Raw genomic sequence first — 20305 nt, forward strand, 5'->3', positions numbered from 1 at the left:
TGCTTTTAGAGGTAAAGAAAATGCGTGTATGGATCGATGCCGACGCCTGCCCACGGGCGGCGAAGGATCTGGTGGTGAAGTTCGCCCTCAAGCGCCAGTTCGAAGTGGTGCTGGTGGCCGGGCAGCCGCAGATCAAGCCGGGGCTGGCCATCGTCAAACTGATCGTGGTGCCGAGCGGCCCGGATGCGGCAGACGATTATCTGGTCGAGCACGCGGTACCGGGGGAGCTGGTGATTTGCAGCGATATTCCATTGGCCGATCGTTTGGTGAAGAAGGGCGTGGCGGCGCTGGATCCACGCGGCAAGGAGTTCGATGCGCAGAACATGGGCGAGCGCTTGGCCGTGCGCAATCTGTTCACTGATCTGCGCGAACAAGGCCAGATGAGCGGCGGACCGGCGCCGTTTGGCGATCGCGAGAAACAGGCGTTTGCCAATGCGCTGGACCGGATCCTGACCCGACTATCGCGCAAACCCTGAGCCTTATGACGATCATTCCCACGCTCCGCGTGGGAATGCATCTTGGGACTCTCTGCGTTCCGGTCTTACCGCAAATGTAACGCCAAAGTGAGCAGGCGCGGAGCGCCAATGGCGGCATTCCCACGCAGAGCGTGGGAACGATCATACGGGGAATCAGGCGTCGTTTTCGTGGGTCAGTTCGAGGACGCGATCTACCAGCTTGTTGATTCCGGATGCCGCCTCACTGATGTTCTGCGCCAGCATGTAAGCCGGGGTCGTCACCAGTTTGCGCGCCTTGTCTTCGATGATTTCCGTCACCGCGCAGTCTTCATGAGTGGCACCCATCTTGTTCATCGCCGTGGCGGTGTCGGCGTCGTTGCCGATGGTGCAGGTCACGCCCGGGCCATAGATCTTCGCCGCCAATGCCGGGGAAATGCACATCAGGCCCACCGGTTTGCCTGCTTCGGCGAATGCTTCGGCCAAGGCCAGCACTTGCGGCTGCACGGTGCAGCCCGCGCCTTCAACGGCAAAGTTCGAAAGGTTCTTCGCCGCACCAAACCCTCCCGGCACGATCAGCGCATCGAAGTCGTCGACATCGGCGTCGCAGATGTCCTTGATGTTGCCGCGGGCAATGCGCGCCGATTCCACCAGGACGTTGCGCGACTCGGGCATTTCTTCGCCGGTCAGGTGATTTATCACATGCAATTGCGCGATGTTCGGGGCGAAGCACTGTACCTGCGCGCCACGTTGGTCGAGGCGCAGCAGGGTGATGACGCTTTCATGGATTTCGGCGCCGTCGTACACGCCACTGCCGGACAGGATCACTGCAACTTTTTTGCTCATGGGTTTCTCTCCAGATTCATGGCGCTAAATGTCCACTAAATTGTCGCGCGTTGCCATAGGCTCAAGAGCTGGCGGCACCTGCATGGAGCGCTTTCTACATGGATCGCAACAACGGCGGGGTGTTCATTATTTGCGGTTGCCTGCTGCGAAAACGAGCGGGAGATTTTTCGCGTGAGAACGCCGCTGGCGAACGGCAGTCCGCTAGCGCAGAGGGGGCAAATGATTGAAAGAGGCGGCCAGCCCGCGCTGTGCGCAGGGCTGTACGCCAGTCGCCAGCGAGTTACTCGGCTGGCGTCTTCGGTTCGGCAGGTTTGGCCACTTCGGCTTGACTCAGCAGTGCCGCTTTCGCGGCTTGCTCGTCGGCGTAGATCTGTTTGGCCAGCCGCGCATTCTTGAAGCGGCGGCGCAGCCACAGACCGACACCCAGCACCAGCAACGCACCCAGCACCCACAGCTCGTACTTCTTGATGCTGCCGAGCATGCCTTCCAGCACTGCACCGAAGTGGTAAGCGGCGGCGGCCAGCGCGGTCGCCCAGATCGCCGCACCGATGCCGTTGAGCAGCAGATAACGTCCCGGCGGATAACCCGACAGGCCGATCGCCACCGGCATCACCGTGCGCAGACCGTAAACGAAACGGAAGCTCAACACCCAAATGTCAGGATGCTTGCGAATGTGCTCCAGCGCGCGGTCGCCCATCAGCTGCCAGCGCGGTTTGCGCGCGAGCAATTTACGCCCGTGTTTGCGGCCGAGGAAGTACCACAGCTGATCGCCGGCATAGCTGCCGCAGAACGCCACGACCACCACCAGGTTGATGTCCATGTATCCACGGAACGCGAGGAAGCCCGCGAGCACCAGGATGGTTTCGCCTTCGAAGAACGTGCCGAGGAACAAGGCAAAATAGCCAAAGTCATGCAGAAATTGTTGGAGCATTGTCTGGGTGCTGGCGAAATGAACGCGCAGCCTAACCCTTCGGACACATTCATGAAAGTGTCCAAATGTGTCTCGACGTGAACAATTCCTACACTGAGAATGGAATGCGGCTACACGTCACAGGTCTCACACAACTGTCATCTGTTCGTCATAATGGCCGTCTATAACTGTCACGCTCGCCCGTTTGCGCGGGCTCAGGAGTCTGCCGTGAGCTTTACCCCCGCCAATCGTCTGTTCCCTGCCACTCGCCTGCGTCGCAACCGTCGTGATGATTTTTCGCGTCGGCTGGTGCGGGAAAATGTGCTGACGGTCGATGACCTGATCCTGCCGGTGTTCGTGCTCGACGGTGAAAACCGCCGCGAAGCCGTGGCTTCGATGCCTGGGGTAGAGCGGCTGACTATCGATCTGCTGCTCGAAGAAGCGGCGAAGTGGGTCGAGCTGGGGATTCCGGCGCTGGCGCTGTTTCCGGTCACCCCACCTGAATTGAAGTCCCTCGACGCTGCTGAAGCCTGGAACCCCGAAGGCATCGCCCAGCGCGCCACCCGCGCGCTGCGTGAGCGTTTCCCGGAACTGGGGGTGATCACCGACGTTGCGCTTGATCCGTTCACCACCCACGGTCAGGACGGCATTCTCGACGAAGAAGGCTACGTACAGAACGACATCACCGTCGACGCACTGGTCCGCCAGGCCTTGTCCCATGCCGAAGCCGGCGCTCAGGTAGTCGCGCCTTCGGACATGATGGACGGTCGCATTCAGGCGATCCGCGAAGCGCTGGAAATCGCCGGCCACGTCAACGTGCGGATCATGGCGTATTCGGCCAAGTACGCCAGCGCCTATTACGGCCCGTTCCGCGATGCCGTGGGTTCAGCCTCGAACCTCGGCAAGGCGAACAAAGCCTCTTATCAGATGGACCCGGCCAACAGCGACGAAGCGCTGCACGAAGTCGGTGCGGACTTGTCTGAAGGCGCGGACATGGTCATGGTCAAACCGGGCATGCCGTATCTGGACATTCTTTTCCGGGTAAAAGATGCCTTCAAAGTGCCGACCTTCGTCTATCAGGTTAGCGGCGAATACGCCATGCACATGGCGGCGATCCAGAATGGCTGGTTGAGCGAGGCGGTGATTGTCGAATCACTGACCGCCTTTAAACGTGCCGGCGCTGATGGCATCCTGACTTACTTTGCTGTCCGCGCCGCTCAATTGTTACGAGAGCAGAAATAGCCCTCCCAGGAACATTCAATGAATACCGAAGGACTCACGGAAGTTGCAGTAAAAGAAGCTCAACCGGTGGTCGAGCAAATCACCGAAACCCCGCCGGAACTGGAGCCTGCGCCACCCGCGCCAGTCGCCGAACCTGTCGCGGCGGCGCCAGTGATTGCCATACCGGGCCTGGATGACAGCAGCCTGTACATCCACCGTGAGCTTTCGCAACTGCAATTCAATATCCGCGTGCTGGAACAGGCGCTGGACGAGTCCTATCCGTTGCTGGAACGCTTGAAGTTCCTGCTGATCTTCTCCAGCAACCTCGATGAATTCTTTGAAATCCGCGTCGCCGGTCTGAAGAAACAGATCACTTTCGCCCGGGAGCAGGCCGGAGCTGATGGCTTGCAACCGCATCAGGCGCTGGCGCGGATCAGCGAGCTGGTCCACGGTCATGTTGATCGTCAGTACGCGATCCTCAACGACATTCTGTTGCCGGAGCTGGAAAAGCATCAGGTGCGCTTCATCCGTCGCCGCCACTGGACGGTCAAGATCAAAACCTGGGTGCGCCGCTATTTCCGCGACGAGATCGCACCGATCATCACCCCGATCGGGCTCGACCCGACGCACCCGTTCCCGTTGCTGGTGAACAAGAGCCTGAACTTCATCGTCGAGCTGGAAGGCATCGACGCCTTCGGTCGCGACTCCGGTCTGGCAATCATCCCGGCGCCGCGCTTGCTGCCACGGATCATCAAGGTGCCGGAAGAAGTCGGCGGCCCGGGCGACAACTATGTGTTCCTGTCGTCGATGATCCACGCCCACGCCGATGACCTGTTCCAAGGCATGAAGGTAAAAGGCTGCTACCAGTTCCGTCTGACCCGAAACGCCGACCTGGCGCTCGACTCCGAAGATGTCGAAGACCTGGCCCGCGCCCTGCGTGGCGAGTTGTTCTCGCGTCGTTACGGTGATGCGGTGCGTCTGGAAGTCGCTGACACTTGCCCGAAACACCTTTCGGACTATCTGCTCAAGCAGTTCAACCTGAGCGAGAGCGAGCTGTATCAGGTCAACGGCCCGGTCAACCTGACGCGGCTGTTCAGCATCACCGGGCTCGACAGCCATCCGGAGCTGCAATACACGCCGTTCACCCCGCAGATCCCGAAACTGCTGCAGAACAGCGAAAACATCTTCAGCGTGGTCAGCAAGCAGGACATCCTGCTGCTGCACCCGTTCGAGTCGTTCACCCCGGTGGTCGACCTGCTGCGTCAAGCCGCCAAAGACCCGCACGTTCTCGCTGTGCGTCAGACCCTGTACCGTTCCGGCGCCAACTCCGAAATCGTCGATGCGCTGGTGGATGCCGCGCGTAACGGCAAGGAAGTGACGGCGGTCATCGAACTGCGTGCGCGGTTCGACGAAGAATCCAACCTGCAACTGGCCAGCCGTCTGCAAGCGGCCGGTGCGGTGGTGATCTACGGCGTGGTCGGCTTCAAGACCCACGCCAAGATGATGCTGATCCTGCGTCGCGAAGCCGGCGAGATCGTTCGCTACGCGCACCTCGGCACCGGTAACTACCACGCCGGTAACGCCAAGCTGTACACCGACTACAGCCTGCTGACCTCCGACGATGCCTTGTGCGAAGACGTTGGCAAACTGTTCAGCCAGTTGATCGGCATGGGTAAAACCCTGCGCATGAAGAAGCTGCTGCATGCGCCGTTCACCCTGAAGAAGGGCATGCTCGACATGATCACCCGCGAGACGCAATTTGCGCTCGACGGCAAACCGGCGCACATCATCGCCAAGTTCAACTCGCTGACCGATCCGAAGATCATCCGCGCGCTGTACAAGGCCAGTCAGTCCGGCGTGCGTATCGATCTGGTGGTGCGCGGGATGTGCTGCCTGCGTCCGGGCATCGCCGGGGTTTCGCACAACATCCATGTGCGCTCGATCATCGGCCGCTTCCTCGAGCACACGCGGGTGTTCTACTTCCTCAATGGCGGCGATGAGCAGATGTTCCTCTCCAGCGCCGACTGGATGGAGCGCAACCTCGACAAGCGTGTCGAGACTTGCTTCCCGGTGGAAGGCAAAAAGCTGCTGACCCGGGTGAAGAAAGAGCTGGAGCTGTACCTGACTGATAACACTCATAGCTGGAGCTTGCAGTCGGATGGCCGTTACATCCGCAACACGCCGACCGGCAACCAGAACCCGAGGAGTGCGCAGGCGACGTTGCTGGAGCGCTTGGGTAGCCCCATCCTGCCGGTGAGCAGCTGAGGCGTTGAAAGTCAAAAGCCCCTCACCCTATCCCTCTCCCGAAGGGAGAGGGGACTGATCGAGGTGTCTCACGCTATACGCCGACCTGAGAAATCGAGTCGAACTCGGGTTTTGAAAAGTCCACAAATCGGCTCCCTCTCCCTCGGGAGAGGGCTGGGGTGAGGGGCATCGATCTCACGCACACCACTAAATCCCAGCCGAACACCCAATAAAAAAGGCGATCCAGAAGGATCGCCTTTTTTATGCCCAATCGAGGCTCAGTGGACCGTGAGCACAATCCCCACCCGCGTCAGCCAATCCGCCTCAAGCCCGAAATCCGCCTGAGTCAGCTGATTCTCATCCAGCCAGTTCTCCGGGAATTCCACATCCAGGGTGTTGCCCTTGGCGTGCAATACCACCTGCGGCATGGTCTGGGTGCCACGAATGTGGTGGAACAGGATCGCAAAGCGCAGCAGCACGCACAGACGGATCAGCTTGTCGCCGTCGTCACCGAAATCGGCAAACTTGTCCTTGGGAATGTTGCGGCGGTGGCCGCGCACCAATAGCGCGAGCATCTGTTGGTCTTCGCGGGAGAACCCGGCGAGGTCCGAGTGCTCGATCAGGTAGGCGCCGTGCTTGTGGTAGTGATAGTGCGCGATGTCGAGGCCGACTTCGTGCACTTTCGCCGCCCAGCCAAGGAGTTCGCGCCAGATGCCGTCATCCAGCTCCCAGTCCGCCGCCACCTGATCAAACGCGTGCAAGGCTTTGCGTTCAACTCGTGCGGCCTGTTCCAGATCGACGTGATAGCGCTCCATCAGCGAGGTCAGGGTGCGTTCGCGCACGTCTTCGTGATGATGGCGACCGAGCAGGTCATAGAGCACGCCTTCACGCAGGGCGCCGTCGCAGTGATCCATGCGTTGCAGTTCGAGGGCGTCGAAAATCGCTTCGAGAATCGCCAGACCTGCCGGGAAGATTGTCCGGCGATCCGGCTTGATGCCTTCAAAATCGATCTTGTCGACGTCACCGAGCTTGAACAGACGACGCTTGAGCCAGGCCAAGCCTTCGGCATTCACTTCGCCGGTGCCGTGGCCGCCAGCCTTCAGGGCCAGGCCGATGGCGCGGATGGTGCCCGAGGAACCGATGGCTTCATCCCAGGTCAGGCGATGCAGGGCATGTTCGATGCTCATGATCTCCAGCCGCGCCGCCGTGTATGCCTGGGCGTAGCGGGCCGGGGTGATCTTGCCGTCCTTGAAGTAGCGCTGAGTGAAGCTGACGCAGCCCATTTGCAGGCTTTCGCGCAGCAGCGGTTCGAAGCGCTGGCCAATGATGAACTCGGTGCTGCCGCCGCCGATGTCGGCGACCAGACGTTTGCCCGGGGTGTCAGCGAGGGTGTGCGAGACGCCGAGGTAGATCAGACGTGCTTCTTCACGACCGGAAATCACTTCCACCGGGTGACCGAGGATTTCTTCGGCGCGATGAATGAATTCGAGGCGGTTGCGCGCTTCGCGCAGAGCGTTGGTGCCGACGATGCGCACGGCGCCGAGCGGCATACCGTTGATCAGTTGGGCAAAGCGTTTGAGGCAATCGAGGCCGCGCTGCATCGATTCTTCGTTGAGCTTGCGCTCGTCGTCGATGCCGGCAGCCAGCTGAACCTTCTCGCCAAGGCGCTCGAGAATGCGGATTTCGCCGTTCTGGGCCTTGGCCACGACCATGTGAAAGCTGTTCGAGCCCAGGTCGATTGCGGCGATCAGGGACAGATTCTTGGCTTGGGATTGCGGCATGGTCAGGGGGTCTCGGTCGATAACCCCGACATCGTGCCACGATCAAACGCTGGCGCCAACGCACACGGTTCAAACCGCCGGAGCGCGCACCCCGAACCTGATCGTTCCCACGCTCTGCGTGGGAATGCCTCACTGTACGCTCTGCGTCCGCTTTTGGGACGCTCTGCGTCCTTGGCTGCATTCCCACGCGGAGCGTGGGAACGATCAGGATGAGGCGGATTCAGGCTGTTGCTTCAACTGTGCCAATAAAGTTCGCCAGCTCCGCCGTCTGCGGATTGGCAAACAGCACCTTCGGATCCCCAACCTCATGCACCTTGCCGTGGTGCATGAACACCAGTTTGTCGCCGACCTCGCGGGCAAAGCGCATTTCGTGGGTGACCATGATCAGCGTCATGCCTTCCTTGGCTAATTGCCGCACCACGCTGAGCACTTCATTGACCAGTTCCGGATCGAGCGCCGAGGTGATCTCATCACAGAGCAACACTTTTGGCGACATTGCCAACGCCCGGGCAATCGCCACGCGCTGTTGCTGGCCGCCGGACAAGCGATCCGGGAAGGCATCGAATTTTTCCCCGAGACCAACCCGTTCGAGCATCTCGCGCGCCAGTTCCGCAGCCTTGGCCTTCGGCACTTTCTGCACCACTTGGGGCGCGAGCATGACGTTTTCGCCCACGGTCAGGTGCGGGAACAGGTTGAATTGCTGAAAGACCATGCCGACCTTCTGCCGCAAGCTGCGCAAATCGGCGCGGGCAGCGTCGAGGTATTCGCCGTCGACTTCGATCACGCCGTCGTTGATCGATTCCAGACCATTGAGGGTGCGCAGCAGGGTGGATTTGCCCGAGCCGCTGCGGCCGATGATCGCCACCACCTGGCCTTCCTCGACGCTGAGGTCGATACCTTTGAGTACGTGGTGATCGCCGTAGTATTTATGCAGGGCGGAAATTCTAAGCAGAGGCATGCAGTCTCCTTTCCAGGTAGCGCGCACTGAGGGACAAGGGGTAGCAGAGCAGGAAGTAACCGAGGGCGACGAGGCCGTAGACCATGAACGGTTCGAATGTGGCGTTGGCGAGCATGCCGCCGGTCTTGGTCAATTCGGTGAAGCCGATAATCGAGGTCACGGCAGTGCCTTTGACCACTTGCACCGAGAAACCCACGGTCGGCGCCACGGCAATGCGTAGCGCTTGCGGCAGGATCACGTAGCGCAGTTGCTCCAGCGGATTGAGCGCCAGACTCGCCGAGGCTTCCCACTGGCCATTGGAGATCGACTCGACGCAGCCGCGCCAGATCTCTGCCAGATAGGCGCTGGTGAACAAGGTCAGGGCAATCGCCGCGGCCATCCACGGCGAGATTTCGATCCCCGCCAAGGCGACACCGAAGAACACCAGAAACAGCTGCATCAACAGCGGTGTGCCCTGGAACAGCTCGATCCAGGTGCGGGCAATGCTGCTCGACACAGAGTTTTTCGAGATGCGCATGATCAGGATCAGCAACCCGACGATCCCGCCGCCGATGAACGCAACCAGCGACAACGCCAGCGTCCATTGCAGGCCGACGAGCAGATTGCGCAGGATGTCCCAAAAGGTGAAATCGCTCATGCGCGGCTCCTGCTGATGTAGCGCCGGCCGATCCAGTTCAGCAACTGGCGGATCAGCAGCGCCATGCACAGGTAGATCAGCGTGGTCAGCGCGTAGGTTTCAAAGGCGCGGAAGTTGCGCGACTGAATGAAGTTGGCGGCGAAGCTCAGCTCTTCGGTGGCGATCTGCGAACACACCGCCGAGCCGAGCATGACGATGATGATCTGGCTACTCAGCGCCGGCCAGACCTTGCCCAGCGCCGGCAGCAGGACCACGTGGCGGAATGCCTCGAAGCGCGTCATCGCCAGCGCCGCAGCGGCTTCCAGTTGCCCGCGCGGAATCGCCTGAATGCCGGCGCGGATAATTTCCGTCGAATAGGCTCCGAGGTTGATCACCATCGCCAGCACCGCCGCTTGCCACTCGGAAATCTGCACGCCCAGCGACGGCAGGCCGAAGAAGATAAAGAACAACTGCACCAGAAACGGCGTGTTGCGGATCAACTCGACGTAGACGCCGAAGATCGCCGAGAACGGGCGGATGTTCCACGCCCGCACCAGCGCCCCGACAATCCCGACGCCGACCCCGAGCAACGCACCGATGGCCGTCAGCTCAAGGGTGAACAGCGCCCCGCGCAGCAACAGGTCGGTGTTTTCCACCACCGGCATGAAATCGAACTGATAAGCCATGAAGGTCTCCCGCGCAGTCGATCAGAGATCGGCCGGCAGCGGCTCTTTCAGCCAGGTCTGCGAGTTCTTTTCCAGGGCGCCGTCAGCCTTGGCGGTGGTCAGGATGTCGTTGACCTTGGCCAGCAGCGCCGCTTCGTTCTTGTTCACGCCGACGTAGACCGGCGAATCCTTGAGCTTCACTTTCAGCGCCGGCACGCGTTTCGGGTTCTTTTCACTGATCGCGACCATCACCACGTTGCCGCTGGCGATCAGGTCGACTTGCCCGGCGAGGTAGGCGGCGATGGTCGAGTTGTTGTCTTCGAAGCGCTTGATGGTCACGCCTTCCGGAGCGACTTTGGTCAACTCGATGTCTTCGATGGCGCCACGGGTGACGCTGATGGTTTTGCCCTTGAGGTCGTCGAGGCTGGCGATCGCCGCGTCTGGCGGGCCGAACACGGCGAGGTAGAAGGGGGCGTAGGCGCGGGAGAAGTCGATGACTTTCTCACGCTCCGGGTTCTTGCCCAGGCTGGAGATCACCAGGTCGACTTTGCCGGTGGTCAGGAACGGGATGCGGTTGGTGCTGTTGACCGGGGTCAGTTCGAGTTTGACCTTGAGCTGGTCGGCCAGCAGTTTTGCGGTGTCGATGTCCAGGCCGCGCGGCTTCATGTCCGGGCCGACCGAGCCGAACGGCGGGAAGTCCTGCGGTACGGCGACTTTCAGCGTGCCGCGTTTGACCACGTCGTCGAGACCGTCGGCGTGGGCGGGAGCCTGGCTGAGCAACAGAGAGGAAAACAGGGCGGTGAGGAGGGCGCTGTAACGCTTGGTCATGGACAATCTCCGGATCGGCGAGAAGTGATTTCTGCGTTCGGACAGAGCACGGGCCGTGCCAATACGCGGTTTTCGCCCCGGCAGGCCATGGTTTTAGCGGGTTTGTTCGGTCTTACTGGTCTGAACAGTCAGGTTGTTTTTCGCACTGCCATGGCGCACCGGCGTGGTTCACCGAACCCCGCTGGGGCACGACTTGCCGGACTCGCCGAATAGCTTTACAACTAGCCGCACATTGGCCTGGCGCGTCCGAAAAACCATGAATTCGATTTCCCGTGCGGTACCCGAAGTGGCGCTGCAAGCGATCCGCAAACTGATCACCGAACAGGGTTTCGGTGCGGGTGATGCTTTGCCTTCGCAGCGGGACTTGGCGCTGCAACTGGGCGTCAGCCGGGCGTCGTTGCGTGAGGCGTTGTCCTCGCTGAGTGCGTTGGGTGTGGTCAGTATTCAGCCGGGCAAAGGCGTGTTCGTGCAGTCGCCAGTGGAATTGTCGCGCGGCGATAGCGCGCCGGGGTGGTCATTTGCGGCGCAAGCGTCGCCGCTGGATATCTTTCAATTGCGCTATGCGCTCGAAGGGTTTGCCGCCGGGCTGGCAGCGGTGACGTTGAGTACTTTCGATCTGGATGCGCTGGAAGACAATGTCGCGGCCATGCGCGAGCAATTGAAGGCTGGCGACTTTGAGGCTGCGGCGAAACTCGACTTCGAATTCCACCGCCGCATCCTGCTGGCCAGCGGCAATCAGGCGATGTTGAGCATCCTCACCGCCAGCGCCGAGATGTTCCTGGAGAGCCAGAAACTACCGTTCATCCGCGCCGAACGTGCGATGGAAACCTGGCAGGAGCACCGCAAGATCCTGCGCGCCCTCGCACGTCGGGCGTCCGGCGCTGCGCAAAAAGCCATGCAGGAACATGTGCGCAACGCGGCCCTGCGCACCGGAATTTCCTTCATTGCCCCCGCCACGGCGTGACTTGAGCTATACCCAAACTCATCGAGTGCCATAGCAAGACTCAATCAACTGCGGCTTCCTGAACAGGGGAAGGGCGGCTATGATGGGCCACGTTTTTTTGCTTACAACCTGGAGAATTCCATGAGCAGCGATCTTATCAAACACGTTAGCGACGCTAGCTTCGAAGCCGACGTACTCAAGGCCGAAGGCGCTGTCCTGGTCGATTACTGGGCTGAATGGTGCGGTCCTTGCAAAATGATCGCTCCGGTTCTGGACGAGATTGCCGAGACTTACAAAGGCAAGCTGACCGTTGCCAAACTGAACATCGACGAAAACCAGGAAACCCCGGCCAAGCACGGCGTGCGTGGTATCCCGACGCTGATGCTGTTCAAGAACGGCAACGTTGAAGCGACCAAAGTCGGCGCCCTGTCGAAGTCGCAACTGGCGGCTTTCCTCGACGCCAACATCTAAGCGTCGCTGTAAAGTGCCTGAAAAAAAGCCCCGCAAAATAGCGGGGCTTTTTGCGTATTCAGGGCTAGACGCTCCGAAACTCAGGTGGTACATTCGGCCCCGCACTGGTTTCTCCATTGCCCCCTGCTAGCCGTCGCCGACGCACTCCTTTTCGAATTAGTTCGCGATCCTGTCGCCTTCTCCGCGGCGCGGCCTCATTAAGCCAAAAGCTTAATTTCCCCCCCTCCATAAATGATTACGTCATTCCTATATGAATCTGACTGAACTCAAGCAAAAGCCGATTACCGAACTGCTCGAATTGGCCGAACAGATGGGCATAGAAAATATGGCCCGTTCGCGCAAGCAGGACGTGATTTTCTCCCTGCTGAAAAAGCACGCGAAAAGCGGCGAGGAAATCTCCGGTGATGGCGTGCTGGAGATTCTCCAGGACGGCTTCGGCTTCCTGCGCTCCGCTGACGCTTCCTACCTGGCCGGCCCGGACGATATCTACGTCTCGCCAAGCCAGATCCGCCGTTTCAACTTGCGCACCGGTGACACCATCGTTGGCAAGATCCGCCCTCCGAAGGAAGGCGAGCGGTATTTCGCCCTGCTCAAGGTCGACACGATCAACTTCGATCGTCCCGAGAACGCGAAAAACAAGATTCTCTTCGAGAACCTGACCCCGCTGTTCCCGACCGTGCGCATGAAGATGGAAGCCGGTAACGGTTCCACCGAAGACTTGACCGGTCGTGTAATCGACCTGTGCGCCCCGATCGGCAAAGGCCAGCGTGGTCTGATCGTTGCACCGCCGAAAGCCGGTAAAACGATCATGCTGCAAAACATCGCAGCGAACATCGCCCGTAACAACCCTGAAGTTCACCTGATCGTGCTGCTGATCGACGAGCGTCCGGAAGAAGTAACCGAAATGCAGCGCACCGTGCGCGGCGAAGTGGTTGCCTCGACCTTCGATGAGCCGCCGACCCGTCACGTGCAGGTCGCTGAAATGGTGATCGAGAAGGCCAAGCGCCTGGTCGAGCACAAGAAAGACGTGGTGATCCTGCTCGACTCCATCACCCGTCTGGCCCGTGCCTACAACACCGTGATCCCGAGCTCCGGCAAGGTATTGACCGGTGGTGTCGATGCCCACGCCCTCGAGAAGCCGAAACGCTTCTTCGGTGCTGCGCGTAACATCGAAGAAGGCGGCTCGCTGACCATTATCGCCACCGCGCTGGTTGAAACCGGCTCGAAGATGGACGAAGTGATCTACGAAGAGTTCAAGGGTACCGGCAACATGGAACTGCCTCTGGATCGCAAGATCGCCGAGAAGCGCGTGTTCCCGGCCATCAACATCAACCGCTCCGGCACCCGCCGCGAAGAGTTGCTGACGGCCGACGACGAACTGCAGCGTATGTGGATCCTGCGCAAGCTGCTGCACCCGATGGACGAAGTGGCTGCCATCGAGTTCCTGGTCGACAAGCTGAAGACGACCAAGACCAACGACGAGTTCTTCTTGTCGATGAAGCGCAAGTAATACGCAAGCCGTTTGAAAAGAGCGTCCGAAAGGGCGCTTTTTTTTGCCTTGAATTATTTGTATCTGGATTGAAGTTTGCGCGGCTGATAACTTCGCGCCTTCAAGGGATTTTGTATCCAGAACAGGTAAGGTTTTTTCATGCACACGTTTGGCAATCGCCGTGATATCGACGGATTACGGGCACTGGCGGTTATTCCCGTCGTACTGTTTCATTTCGGATTCACTACATTCAGCGGCGGTTTTGTCGGCGTTGATGTGTTCTTCGTCATTTCCGGCTTCCTGATCACCTCGATCCTGTTCCGCGAAATCAGCGCCCAGCGTTTCAGTTTTCTCGACTTCTGGGGCCGTCGTGCCCGGCGCATTCTGCCGGCGTTGACTGTGGTTGTGGTGGTGACGCTGGCTTTAGGCTGGCTGTTGCTGACAGCCAAAGACCTGGCTGAACTCGGGCGGACGATTCGTTACCAGTCGCTGTTCATTTCCAACATTCTGTTCATGCGTGAAGACGGCTACTTTGCGCCGGCGTCGGAACTCAAGCCGTTGCTGCATACCTGGTCGCTGGCGGTGGAAGAGCAGTACTACATCTTCTTCCCGTTGATGATGGTCTTGCTGATGCGCTACGTCCGTCATTGGCGCTGGATGCTGTTTGCCGTGCTGCTGGTGTCGTTCGGTTTGAACATCGTCTATATCGAACGCCGGCCGGAGTTTGCCTTTTTCGCCCTGCCGACCCGCGCCTGGGAATTGCTCTGCGGTGCGATGTTGGCGGTAATGCCCGTGCCCAAGCATGTTGCGCGGCCATGGCTGCGGCAGTCCGTTGGCCTGGCCGGGCTGGCGGCGGTGCTGGTGGCGGTGTTTACCTTCGACAAAGCCACAGTGTTCCCGGGTTGGGCGGCGCTGTTGCCGGTATTGGGCACGACGGCGTTGATCTGGTCGGGCGCCCAGGGGGAGACATGGGCTGGCCGGTTATTGAGTGTCCGGGCTCTGGTCTGGATCGGCTTGCTGTCCTACTCGTTTTACCTGTGGCACTGGCCGGTCTATGTGTATGCCAACGCGATTTCCATCGATGGTATCCAGCCGCTCGAAGCCATCGGCTGGATTGCCCTGGCGTTGGTGCTGGCGTGGCTGAGCCTGCGCTATATCGAACTGCCCTTCCGTGAAAAGCGCGTGTTTGCCAGCCGTAACTCGGTGTTGGTCGGTGGCTTGGTGTCGATTACCGTGCTGGCGATTACCGGCTCGGTAATCCGCTCGGCAGATGGTATTCCGCAGCGCCTGAGCGGCAAGGCGCTGGAATATGCGCAATCACGCGAATGGAACGCAGGGCAGTCGAAGTGCATGCACTTGAGCACCGACAAGGCGCTGACCAAGTCCTGTCTGGTGGGCGGTGAGGAAAATATTGCGGCGACAAAAATGTTCTGGGGCGACAGTCACGCCGCAGCGTTGTTGCCCGCCATCGAAGGCAATGCCAGTCGCATGGTGCAGCCAGTGTGGTTGTACAGCCTGACGGGTTGCCCGCCGATCATCGATGACAGCCTGCGCCCGCAGTGCAAGGACTTCAACCAGCGCAATATGGACCGCGTCACGAGTCTGGGGATCAAGGACGTGGTGCTGGCGGCGAATTGGAGCCTGTACGTATATGGTCGCGAAGACGGCGATGGGGATCGGCAATTCCTGCTTGATCGCAAGGACAACCCGCGTCAGTCAGAGCAGCGTATGGCCAACGCCATCAAGGCGCGTGTGGCCGAGTTGCGCGAAGCCGGCGTGCAAGTCTGGCTGTTCAAGGAAGTGCCGCTGCAGCACAAGAGCTATATCGACCGCCTGACCAGCCTGGCCCGGATCGGCCGTTCAGCAGAAGGCCTTGGTCGTCCGCTCAGTGAGCATCTGGCACGCCAGCAGTTTTTCACTGACCTGTTCGGCTCGATGAGCGCAGCCGATTCCGGTGTGCACGTCATCGATCCGACGCCGCTGATGTGCAAGGAAGGGCTCTGCGCCATCGATGTCGACGGCCACTCGCAGTACAAGGATGCGGACCACCTTTCCGACGTCGGCAGCGCCAGATTGAGCCCGTTGTTTGCACCGATCCTGCTGGGTGCCAGTCAGAATTGAGCGATCCCGGGCACTGACGGGCTGCTGTTTGCCCGTCAGAGCAGGTAGGATGTACGCCTATTTTGAGGGTGCCATCGTCAATGAAATTCAAGGATCTTCGGGATTTCGTGCAGCAGCTTGAGCAGCGCGGAGAGTTGAAACGCATCCAGATTCCCGTCTCGCCGGTGCTGGAGATGACCGAGGTGTGCGACCGCACGCTACGGGCCAAGGGCCCGGCGCTGCTGTTCGAGAAACCCACCGGCTACGACATCCCGGTGCTCGGCAACCTGTTCGGCACCCCTGAGCGGGTGGCGATGGGCATGGGCGCCGAGTCGGTCAGCGAGCTGCGCGAAATCGGCAAGCTGCTGGCCTTCCTCAAGGAGCCGGAACCGCCGAAGGGCTTGAAAGACGCGTGGTCGAAACTGCCGATCTTCCGCAAGATCATCTCGATGGCACCGAAAGTCGTCAAAGACGCGGTGTGTCAGGAAGTGGTCATTGAAGGCGACGATGTCGATCTGGCGATGCTGCCGGTGCAGACCTGCTGGCCCGGCGACGTCGGCCCGCTGATCACCTGGGGCCTGACCGTCACCAAAGGCCCGAACAAGGACCGCCAGAACCTCGGTATCTACCGTCAGCAAGTGATCGGCCGCAACAAGGTGATCATGCGCTGGCTCAGCCACCGTGGCGGCGCCCTCGACTTCCGCGAGTGGTGCGAGAAGCATCCGGGTCAGCCGTTCCCGGTGTCGGTGGCCCTTGGCGCGGATCCGGCGACCATTCTCGGCGCCGTGACGCCGGTGCCGGACAGTCTTTCCGAATACGCTTTCGCAGGGCTCTTGCGTGGTAACCGCACCGAACTGGTCAAGTGCCGTGGCAACGACCTGCAAGTGCCGGCCACCGCCGAAATCATCCTCGAAGGCGTGATCCATCCGGGCGAAATGGCCGATGAAGGCCCGTACGGCGACCACACCGGTTATTACAACGAAGTCGACAGCTTCCCGGTGTTCACCGTCGAGCGCATCACCCACCGGATCAAACCGATCTACCACAGCACCTACACCGGCCGTCCGCCGGATGAGCCGGCAATCCTCGGCGTGGCGCTGAACGAAGTGTTCGTGCCGATCCTGCAAAAGCAGTTCCCGGAGATCACCGACTTCTACCTGCCGCCGGAAGGCTGCTCTTACCGCATGGCCATCGTGACCATGAAGAAGTCGTATCCGGGGCATGCCAAGCGCGTGATGCTCGGTGTCTGGTCGTTTTTGCGACAGTTCATGTACACCAAGTTCGTTATCGTCACCGACGACGATATCAATGCCCGCGACTGGAACGACGTGATCTGGGCCATCACCACGCGCATGGATCCCAAGCGCGACACGGTGATGATCGATAACACGCCGATCGACTACCTCGATTTCGCCTCGCCGATCTCCGGCCTGGGCTCGAAAATGGGCCTCGATGCCACCCATAAGTGGCCGGGCGAAACCACTCGCGAGTGGGGCCGCGTGATCGTCAAGGACGACGCCGTCACCCAACGGATCGATGCCATCTGGAATCAGTTAGGAATAGATTGATGCGTGTAACCTTGCAGCCCTCCGGAGCAGTGCTTGAGATACAGCCCGGCGAGCGGATTCTCGATGGTGCGCGGCGCCTGGGCTACGAATGCCCGCAAAGCTGCCGCAACGGCAATTGTCATGTGTGTGCGGCGCTGCTGGTTGAAGGCCGCGTTGCGCAGGACGGCAAGGTGCACGACCACGGCGAGTTCTACACTTGCATAGCCGAGCCGCTGGAAGACTGCATCCTGCTGTGGGATGGCGTGCTCGCGCTGGGAGAACTGCCGGTGCGCAGCCTGTCGTGTCAGGTCATCGAATGCCGCGATGTGGGCGGCGACACTTGGCGCGTGCGTCTGCGTGCGCCGGCGGGCAAGCCACCGCGTTATCACGCCGGGCAATACTTGATGATCGAGCGCGAGAACGGCGAGAAGTCGGCGTTCTCCATGGCCTCGGCACCGCATGGCGGGCGTGATCTGGAAATCCACGTGCTGGCGCGCGAAGCCAGTGCACTGAGCCTGATCGAACAGCTGCAACGCAACGCCATGGTGCGTGTCGAGCTGCCGTTTGGCGATACGCATCTGGCCGAGCTGCCCGACGGGCCGTTGGTGCTGGTCGCCGCCGGCACCGGCATGGGCCAGATTCATGCGCTGATCGAGCATTGCCGCGCCAACGGCTTCAAACACCCGGTGCATCTGTACTGGGGCGTGCGCCGCCCAGAAGATTTTTATGAGATCGAACATTGGGACGAATGGCTGAAGTTGCCTAACCTGTTCCTGCACAAAGTCGTCAGTGATCAATGCGGCTGGGAAGGGCGCTGCGGCATGCTGCACGAGGCAGTCTGTGAAGACTTCCCTGACCTGAAACCGCTGCACGTCTACGCCAGCGGCTCGCCGGCCATGGTCTACGGCACCCTCGACGCCTTGGTCGAAGCCGGGATGGATGCCCATCAAATGCGTGCCGATGTGTTCGCTTACGCCCCGCGCTCTTGAGCCGCGCTCTTGAGCCTCGTGCTGAATCCGTTATAACTCCCTATATAGCCGATCGGTATTTATGTAATTGCATAAATACCGCTAGGTTATATATCAATCAGGCAATCAATTAAGAACTGTGCCATGGCACTCAAATTGCCTTAAAACATATGTGCCTTATTGTTACAGCGGTGCGTTCTATTAAGTAATTCTTCACCCGCGGGGAGCTGAACGCTATTCGCCATGAGCGCCATTGAAAACGCTTTTCTGAATTTGAATTACCCTCCGCGGCTCGATCTTGGGCCGCAGCTGACGCACGAACAACTTCTCGCTTCCATGCAATCGACCATGGCGCGCCACAAGGGCGGGCCGGTGTGGCTGTTCGCCTATGGTTCGCTGATCTGGCGGCCGGAGTGTTCGGCGGTGGAGCGGGTGCGCGGACGTGTGCATGGCTACCATCGCGGCCTGTACCTGTGGTCGCACGAGCACCGCGGTACGCCGGAAATGCCTGGTCTGGTGTTTGGTCTGGATCGTGGCGGTTCGTGCAGTGGCTTTGCCTACCGCTTGCCGGAAGACAATCTCGATACCGCACTCTATGCGCTGTGGAAACGCGAGATGCCGGTGCCGTCCTATCGGCCACACTGGCTCAACTGCCGTCTTGAAGATGGCAGTCAGGTTCAGGCCTTGGGATTTGTGTTGGAGCGTCACCTGCCCAGCTATGCCGGCAACTTGCCGGATCACGTGCTGAGCCAGGTGTTCGAAAGCGCCAGCGGGCGTTACGGTACCACTCGCGATTATGTCGAGCAGACCGCGCACGCCCTGCGCAGCCACGCCATGCCAGATCGCAATCTGGAGGCGCGGCTCAAGCGCTGTCAGTCACAGGTCGATCAAGCGACTGCGTCACGGCTCTGACTGGCGACTTGCTTGTGCCACAGCGTCGGGGCCAGGAAGGCCATCGACAGCAGGCAAGCGCCCACCAGCAGGACAAAACCACCGTCCCAGCCGAAATGGTCCACGGTGTAGCCCATCGCCGCACTGGCCGCGACCGAGCCACCCAGATAACCGAACAGGCCAGTGAAACCCGCAGCGGTGCCAGCGGCTTTCTTCGGTGCCAGCTCCAGCGCTTGCAGGCCGATCAGCATCACCGGGCCGTAGATCAGGAAGCCGATCGAGAACAGCGCGATCATGTCGACGGTTGGGTTGCCGGCCGGGTTCAGCCAATAGACCAGCGTTGCCACGGTCACCAGTGCCATGAACACCATGCCGGTCAGGCCACGGTTGCCACGGAAGATCTTGTCCGACATCCAGCCGCACAGCAGCGTGCCCGGGATACCCGCCCATTCGTAGAAGAAATAGGCCCACGAGGTTTTATCGACGGTGAAACCCTTGGCTTCCTTCAGGTACGTCGGTGCCCAGTCCAGTACGCCGTAGCGCAGTAGATAGACGAAGACGTTGGCCATGGCGATGTACCAGAGCATTTTGTTGCGCAGCACGTATTTGACGAAGATCTCTTTCGCGCTGAATTCGTCTTCGTGGCTGGCGTCGTAGCCTTCCGGGTAATCGTTCTTGTACTTCTCGATTGGCGGCAGGCCAACCGATTGCGGGGTGTCGCGCATGGTGATGAACGCGAACACCGCGACGCCCAGCGCTACCGCTGCCGGTACGTAGAACGCTGCATGCCAGTCGTTGAACAAGCCCATGCCGAGCAGGAACAGCGGGCCGATCAGGCCGCCGCCGACGTTATGCGCCACGTTCCACACGGACACCACGCCGCCACGCTCCTTCTGCGACCACCAGTGCACCATGGTCCGGCCACTTGGCGGCCAGCCCATGCCCTGGGCCCAGCCGTTGATGAACAGCAGAATGAACATCATGGTCACGCTGGACGTTGCCCAAGGCGCGAAACCGAAAATGAACATTACCCCGGCCGAGACCAGCAGGCCGAACGGCAGGAAGTAGCGCGGGTTGGAACGGTCGGACACCAGGCCCATGAGGAATTTCGACAAACCATAAGCGATGGCGATTGCCGACATCGCCAGACCCAGGTCGCCGCGGCTGTAGCCTTCGTCGATCAGGTACGGCATGGCCAGGGAAAAGTTTTTGCGCAGCAGGTAGTAACCCGCGTAGCCAAAGAAAATGCCGGCGAAGATTTGCCAGCGCAGGCGTCGGTAGGTGCTGTCTATTTTTTCTTCAGGCAATGGAGCCTGATGTGCGGCAGGACGAAAGAAAGCAAACATTCAAGAGCTCCAGATTTCTTGTTTTGACT

At 60.2% G+C, this 20305-nt stretch carries 18 protein-coding genes; 10 read left to right on the top strand and 8 right to left on the bottom strand.

The features are described from left to right. The first annotated feature begins 20 nt into the window (after positions 1–20). Complete coding sequence (locus ACM6IN_RS17370; protein WP_194936438.1) at positions 21–476, top strand: YaiI/YqxD family protein; 456 nt, start codon at positions 21–23, stop codon at positions 474–476. A gap of 153 nt (positions 477–629) precedes the next feature. Here the strand turns inward: ACM6IN_RS17370 and elbB are convergent, their stop codons facing one another. Continuing rightward, positions 630–1298 carry an isoprenoid biosynthesis glyoxalase ElbB gene (gene elbB, locus ACM6IN_RS17375; protein WP_414916431.1) on the bottom strand — a complete coding sequence of 223 codons (669 nt, stop codon included), beginning with the start codon at positions 1296–1298 and terminating at the stop codon, positions 630–632. Between the two features lie 280 nt (positions 1299–1578). After that, positions 1579–2229 carry a DedA family protein gene (locus ACM6IN_RS17380; protein WP_095112847.1) on the bottom strand — a complete coding sequence of 217 codons (651 nt, stop codon included), beginning with the start codon at positions 2227–2229 and terminating at the stop codon, positions 1579–1581. 207 nt (positions 2230–2436) lie between these two features. Here ACM6IN_RS17380 and hemB point away from each other — a divergent pair, with 207 nt between their 5' ends. Continuing rightward, positions 2437–3450 carry a porphobilinogen synthase gene (hemB, locus tag ACM6IN_RS17385; RefSeq protein WP_007950076.1) on the top strand — a complete coding sequence of 338 codons (1014 nt, stop codon included), beginning with the start codon at positions 2437–2439 and terminating at the stop codon, positions 3448–3450. 18 nt (positions 3451–3468) lie between these two features. After that, the gene (gene ppk1 / locus ACM6IN_RS17390; RefSeq protein WP_007911143.1) at positions 3469–5694 is read left to right on the top strand and encodes a polyphosphate kinase 1; all 2226 of its coding nucleotides are present in this window, start codon (positions 3469–3471) and stop codon (positions 5692–5694) included. A gap of 257 nt (positions 5695–5951) precedes the next feature. Here ppk1 and ppx read toward each other — a convergent pair whose 3' ends face one another. From ppx to ACM6IN_RS17415, 5 genes are all read right to left on the bottom strand, one after another. Then, positions 5952–7454, bottom strand: a complete 1503-nt coding sequence (ppx, locus tag ACM6IN_RS17395; protein WP_007911145.1) for an exopolyphosphatase — start codon at positions 7452–7454, stop codon at positions 5952–5954. A gap of 220 nt (positions 7455–7674) precedes the next feature. Next, positions 7675–8412, bottom strand: a complete 738-nt coding sequence (locus ACM6IN_RS17400) for an amino acid ABC transporter ATP-binding protein (protein WP_007911148.1) — start codon at positions 8410–8412, stop codon at positions 7675–7677. Beyond that, a complete protein-coding gene (locus tag ACM6IN_RS17405; RefSeq protein ID WP_007911158.1) occupies positions 8399–9049 on the bottom strand; it encodes an amino acid ABC transporter permease in 651 nt (216 codons plus the stop codon). The genes ACM6IN_RS17400 and ACM6IN_RS17405 overlap by 14 nt, the downstream gene beginning before the upstream one ends. Then, entirely contained in the window at positions 9046–9714 is a 669-nt protein-coding gene (locus ACM6IN_RS17410; protein WP_007911165.1) for an amino acid ABC transporter permease, read from the bottom strand. The genes ACM6IN_RS17405 and ACM6IN_RS17410 overlap by 4 nt, the downstream gene beginning before the upstream one ends. A 21-nt stretch (positions 9715–9735) precedes the next feature. Then, positions 9736–10521 (bottom strand): transporter substrate-binding domain-containing protein, encoded by a 786-nt coding sequence (locus ACM6IN_RS17415; protein WP_414916432.1) that lies wholly within the window; start codon positions 10519–10521, stop codon positions 9736–9738. 256 nt (positions 10522–10777) lie between these two features. On the opposite strand from ACM6IN_RS17415, the gene ACM6IN_RS17420 reads away from it, so the two are divergent. The 7 genes from ACM6IN_RS17420 (at position 10778) to ACM6IN_RS17450 (ending at position 18951) form a co-directional block, all read left to right on the top strand. After that, the gene (locus tag ACM6IN_RS17420) at positions 10778–11485 is read left to right on the top strand and encodes a FadR/GntR family transcriptional regulator (RefSeq protein ID WP_007911167.1); all 708 of its coding nucleotides are present in this window, start codon (positions 10778–10780) and stop codon (positions 11483–11485) included. Between the two features lie 120 nt (positions 11486–11605). Further along, on the top strand, positions 11606–11935 hold the full coding sequence (gene trxA, locus ACM6IN_RS17425) for a thioredoxin TrxA (protein WP_003206727.1): 330 nt from the start codon (positions 11606–11608) through the stop codon (positions 11933–11935). Between the two features lie 250 nt (positions 11936–12185). After that, positions 12186–13445: a transcription termination factor Rho gene (gene rho / locus ACM6IN_RS17430; RefSeq protein ID WP_003229334.1), complete on the top strand. Its 1260-nt coding sequence runs from the start codon at positions 12186–12188 to the stop codon at positions 13443–13445. A gap of 138 nt (positions 13446–13583) precedes the next feature. Then, on the top strand, positions 13584–15545 hold the full coding sequence (locus tag ACM6IN_RS17435; RefSeq protein ID WP_414916433.1) for an acyltransferase family protein: 1962 nt from the start codon (positions 13584–13586) through the stop codon (positions 15543–15545). 80 nt (positions 15546–15625) lie between these two features. Continuing rightward, positions 15626–17092 (top strand): 4-hydroxy-3-polyprenylbenzoate decarboxylase, encoded by a 1467-nt coding sequence (ubiD, locus tag ACM6IN_RS17440; protein WP_007911173.1) that lies wholly within the window; start codon positions 15626–15628, stop codon positions 17090–17092. Further along, positions 17092–18060: a CDP-6-deoxy-delta-3,4-glucoseen reductase gene (locus ACM6IN_RS17445; protein ID WP_016985911.1), complete on the top strand. Its 969-nt coding sequence runs from the start codon at positions 17092–17094 to the stop codon at positions 18058–18060. Before ubiD ends, ACM6IN_RS17445 begins: the two co-directional genes overlap by 1 nt. Positions 18061–18282: 222 nt before the next feature. Further along, positions 18283–18951 carry a gamma-glutamylcyclotransferase gene (locus tag ACM6IN_RS17450; RefSeq protein WP_095112845.1) on the top strand — a complete coding sequence of 223 codons (669 nt, stop codon included), beginning with the start codon at positions 18283–18285 and terminating at the stop codon, positions 18949–18951. Here the strand turns inward: ACM6IN_RS17450 and glpT are convergent. Beyond that, positions 18927–20276 carry a glycerol-3-phosphate transporter gene (glpT, locus tag ACM6IN_RS17455; RefSeq protein WP_414916434.1) on the bottom strand — a complete coding sequence of 450 codons (1350 nt, stop codon included), beginning with the start codon at positions 20274–20276 and terminating at the stop codon, positions 18927–18929. The genes ACM6IN_RS17450 and glpT overlap by 25 nt on opposite strands. Between the last annotated feature and the right edge of the window lie 29 nt (positions 20277–20305).

This window comes from Pseudomonas sp. IT-P395, assembly GCF_949767675.1.
GTDB lineage: Bacteria > Pseudomonadota > Gammaproteobacteria > Pseudomonadales > Pseudomonadaceae > Aquipseudomonas.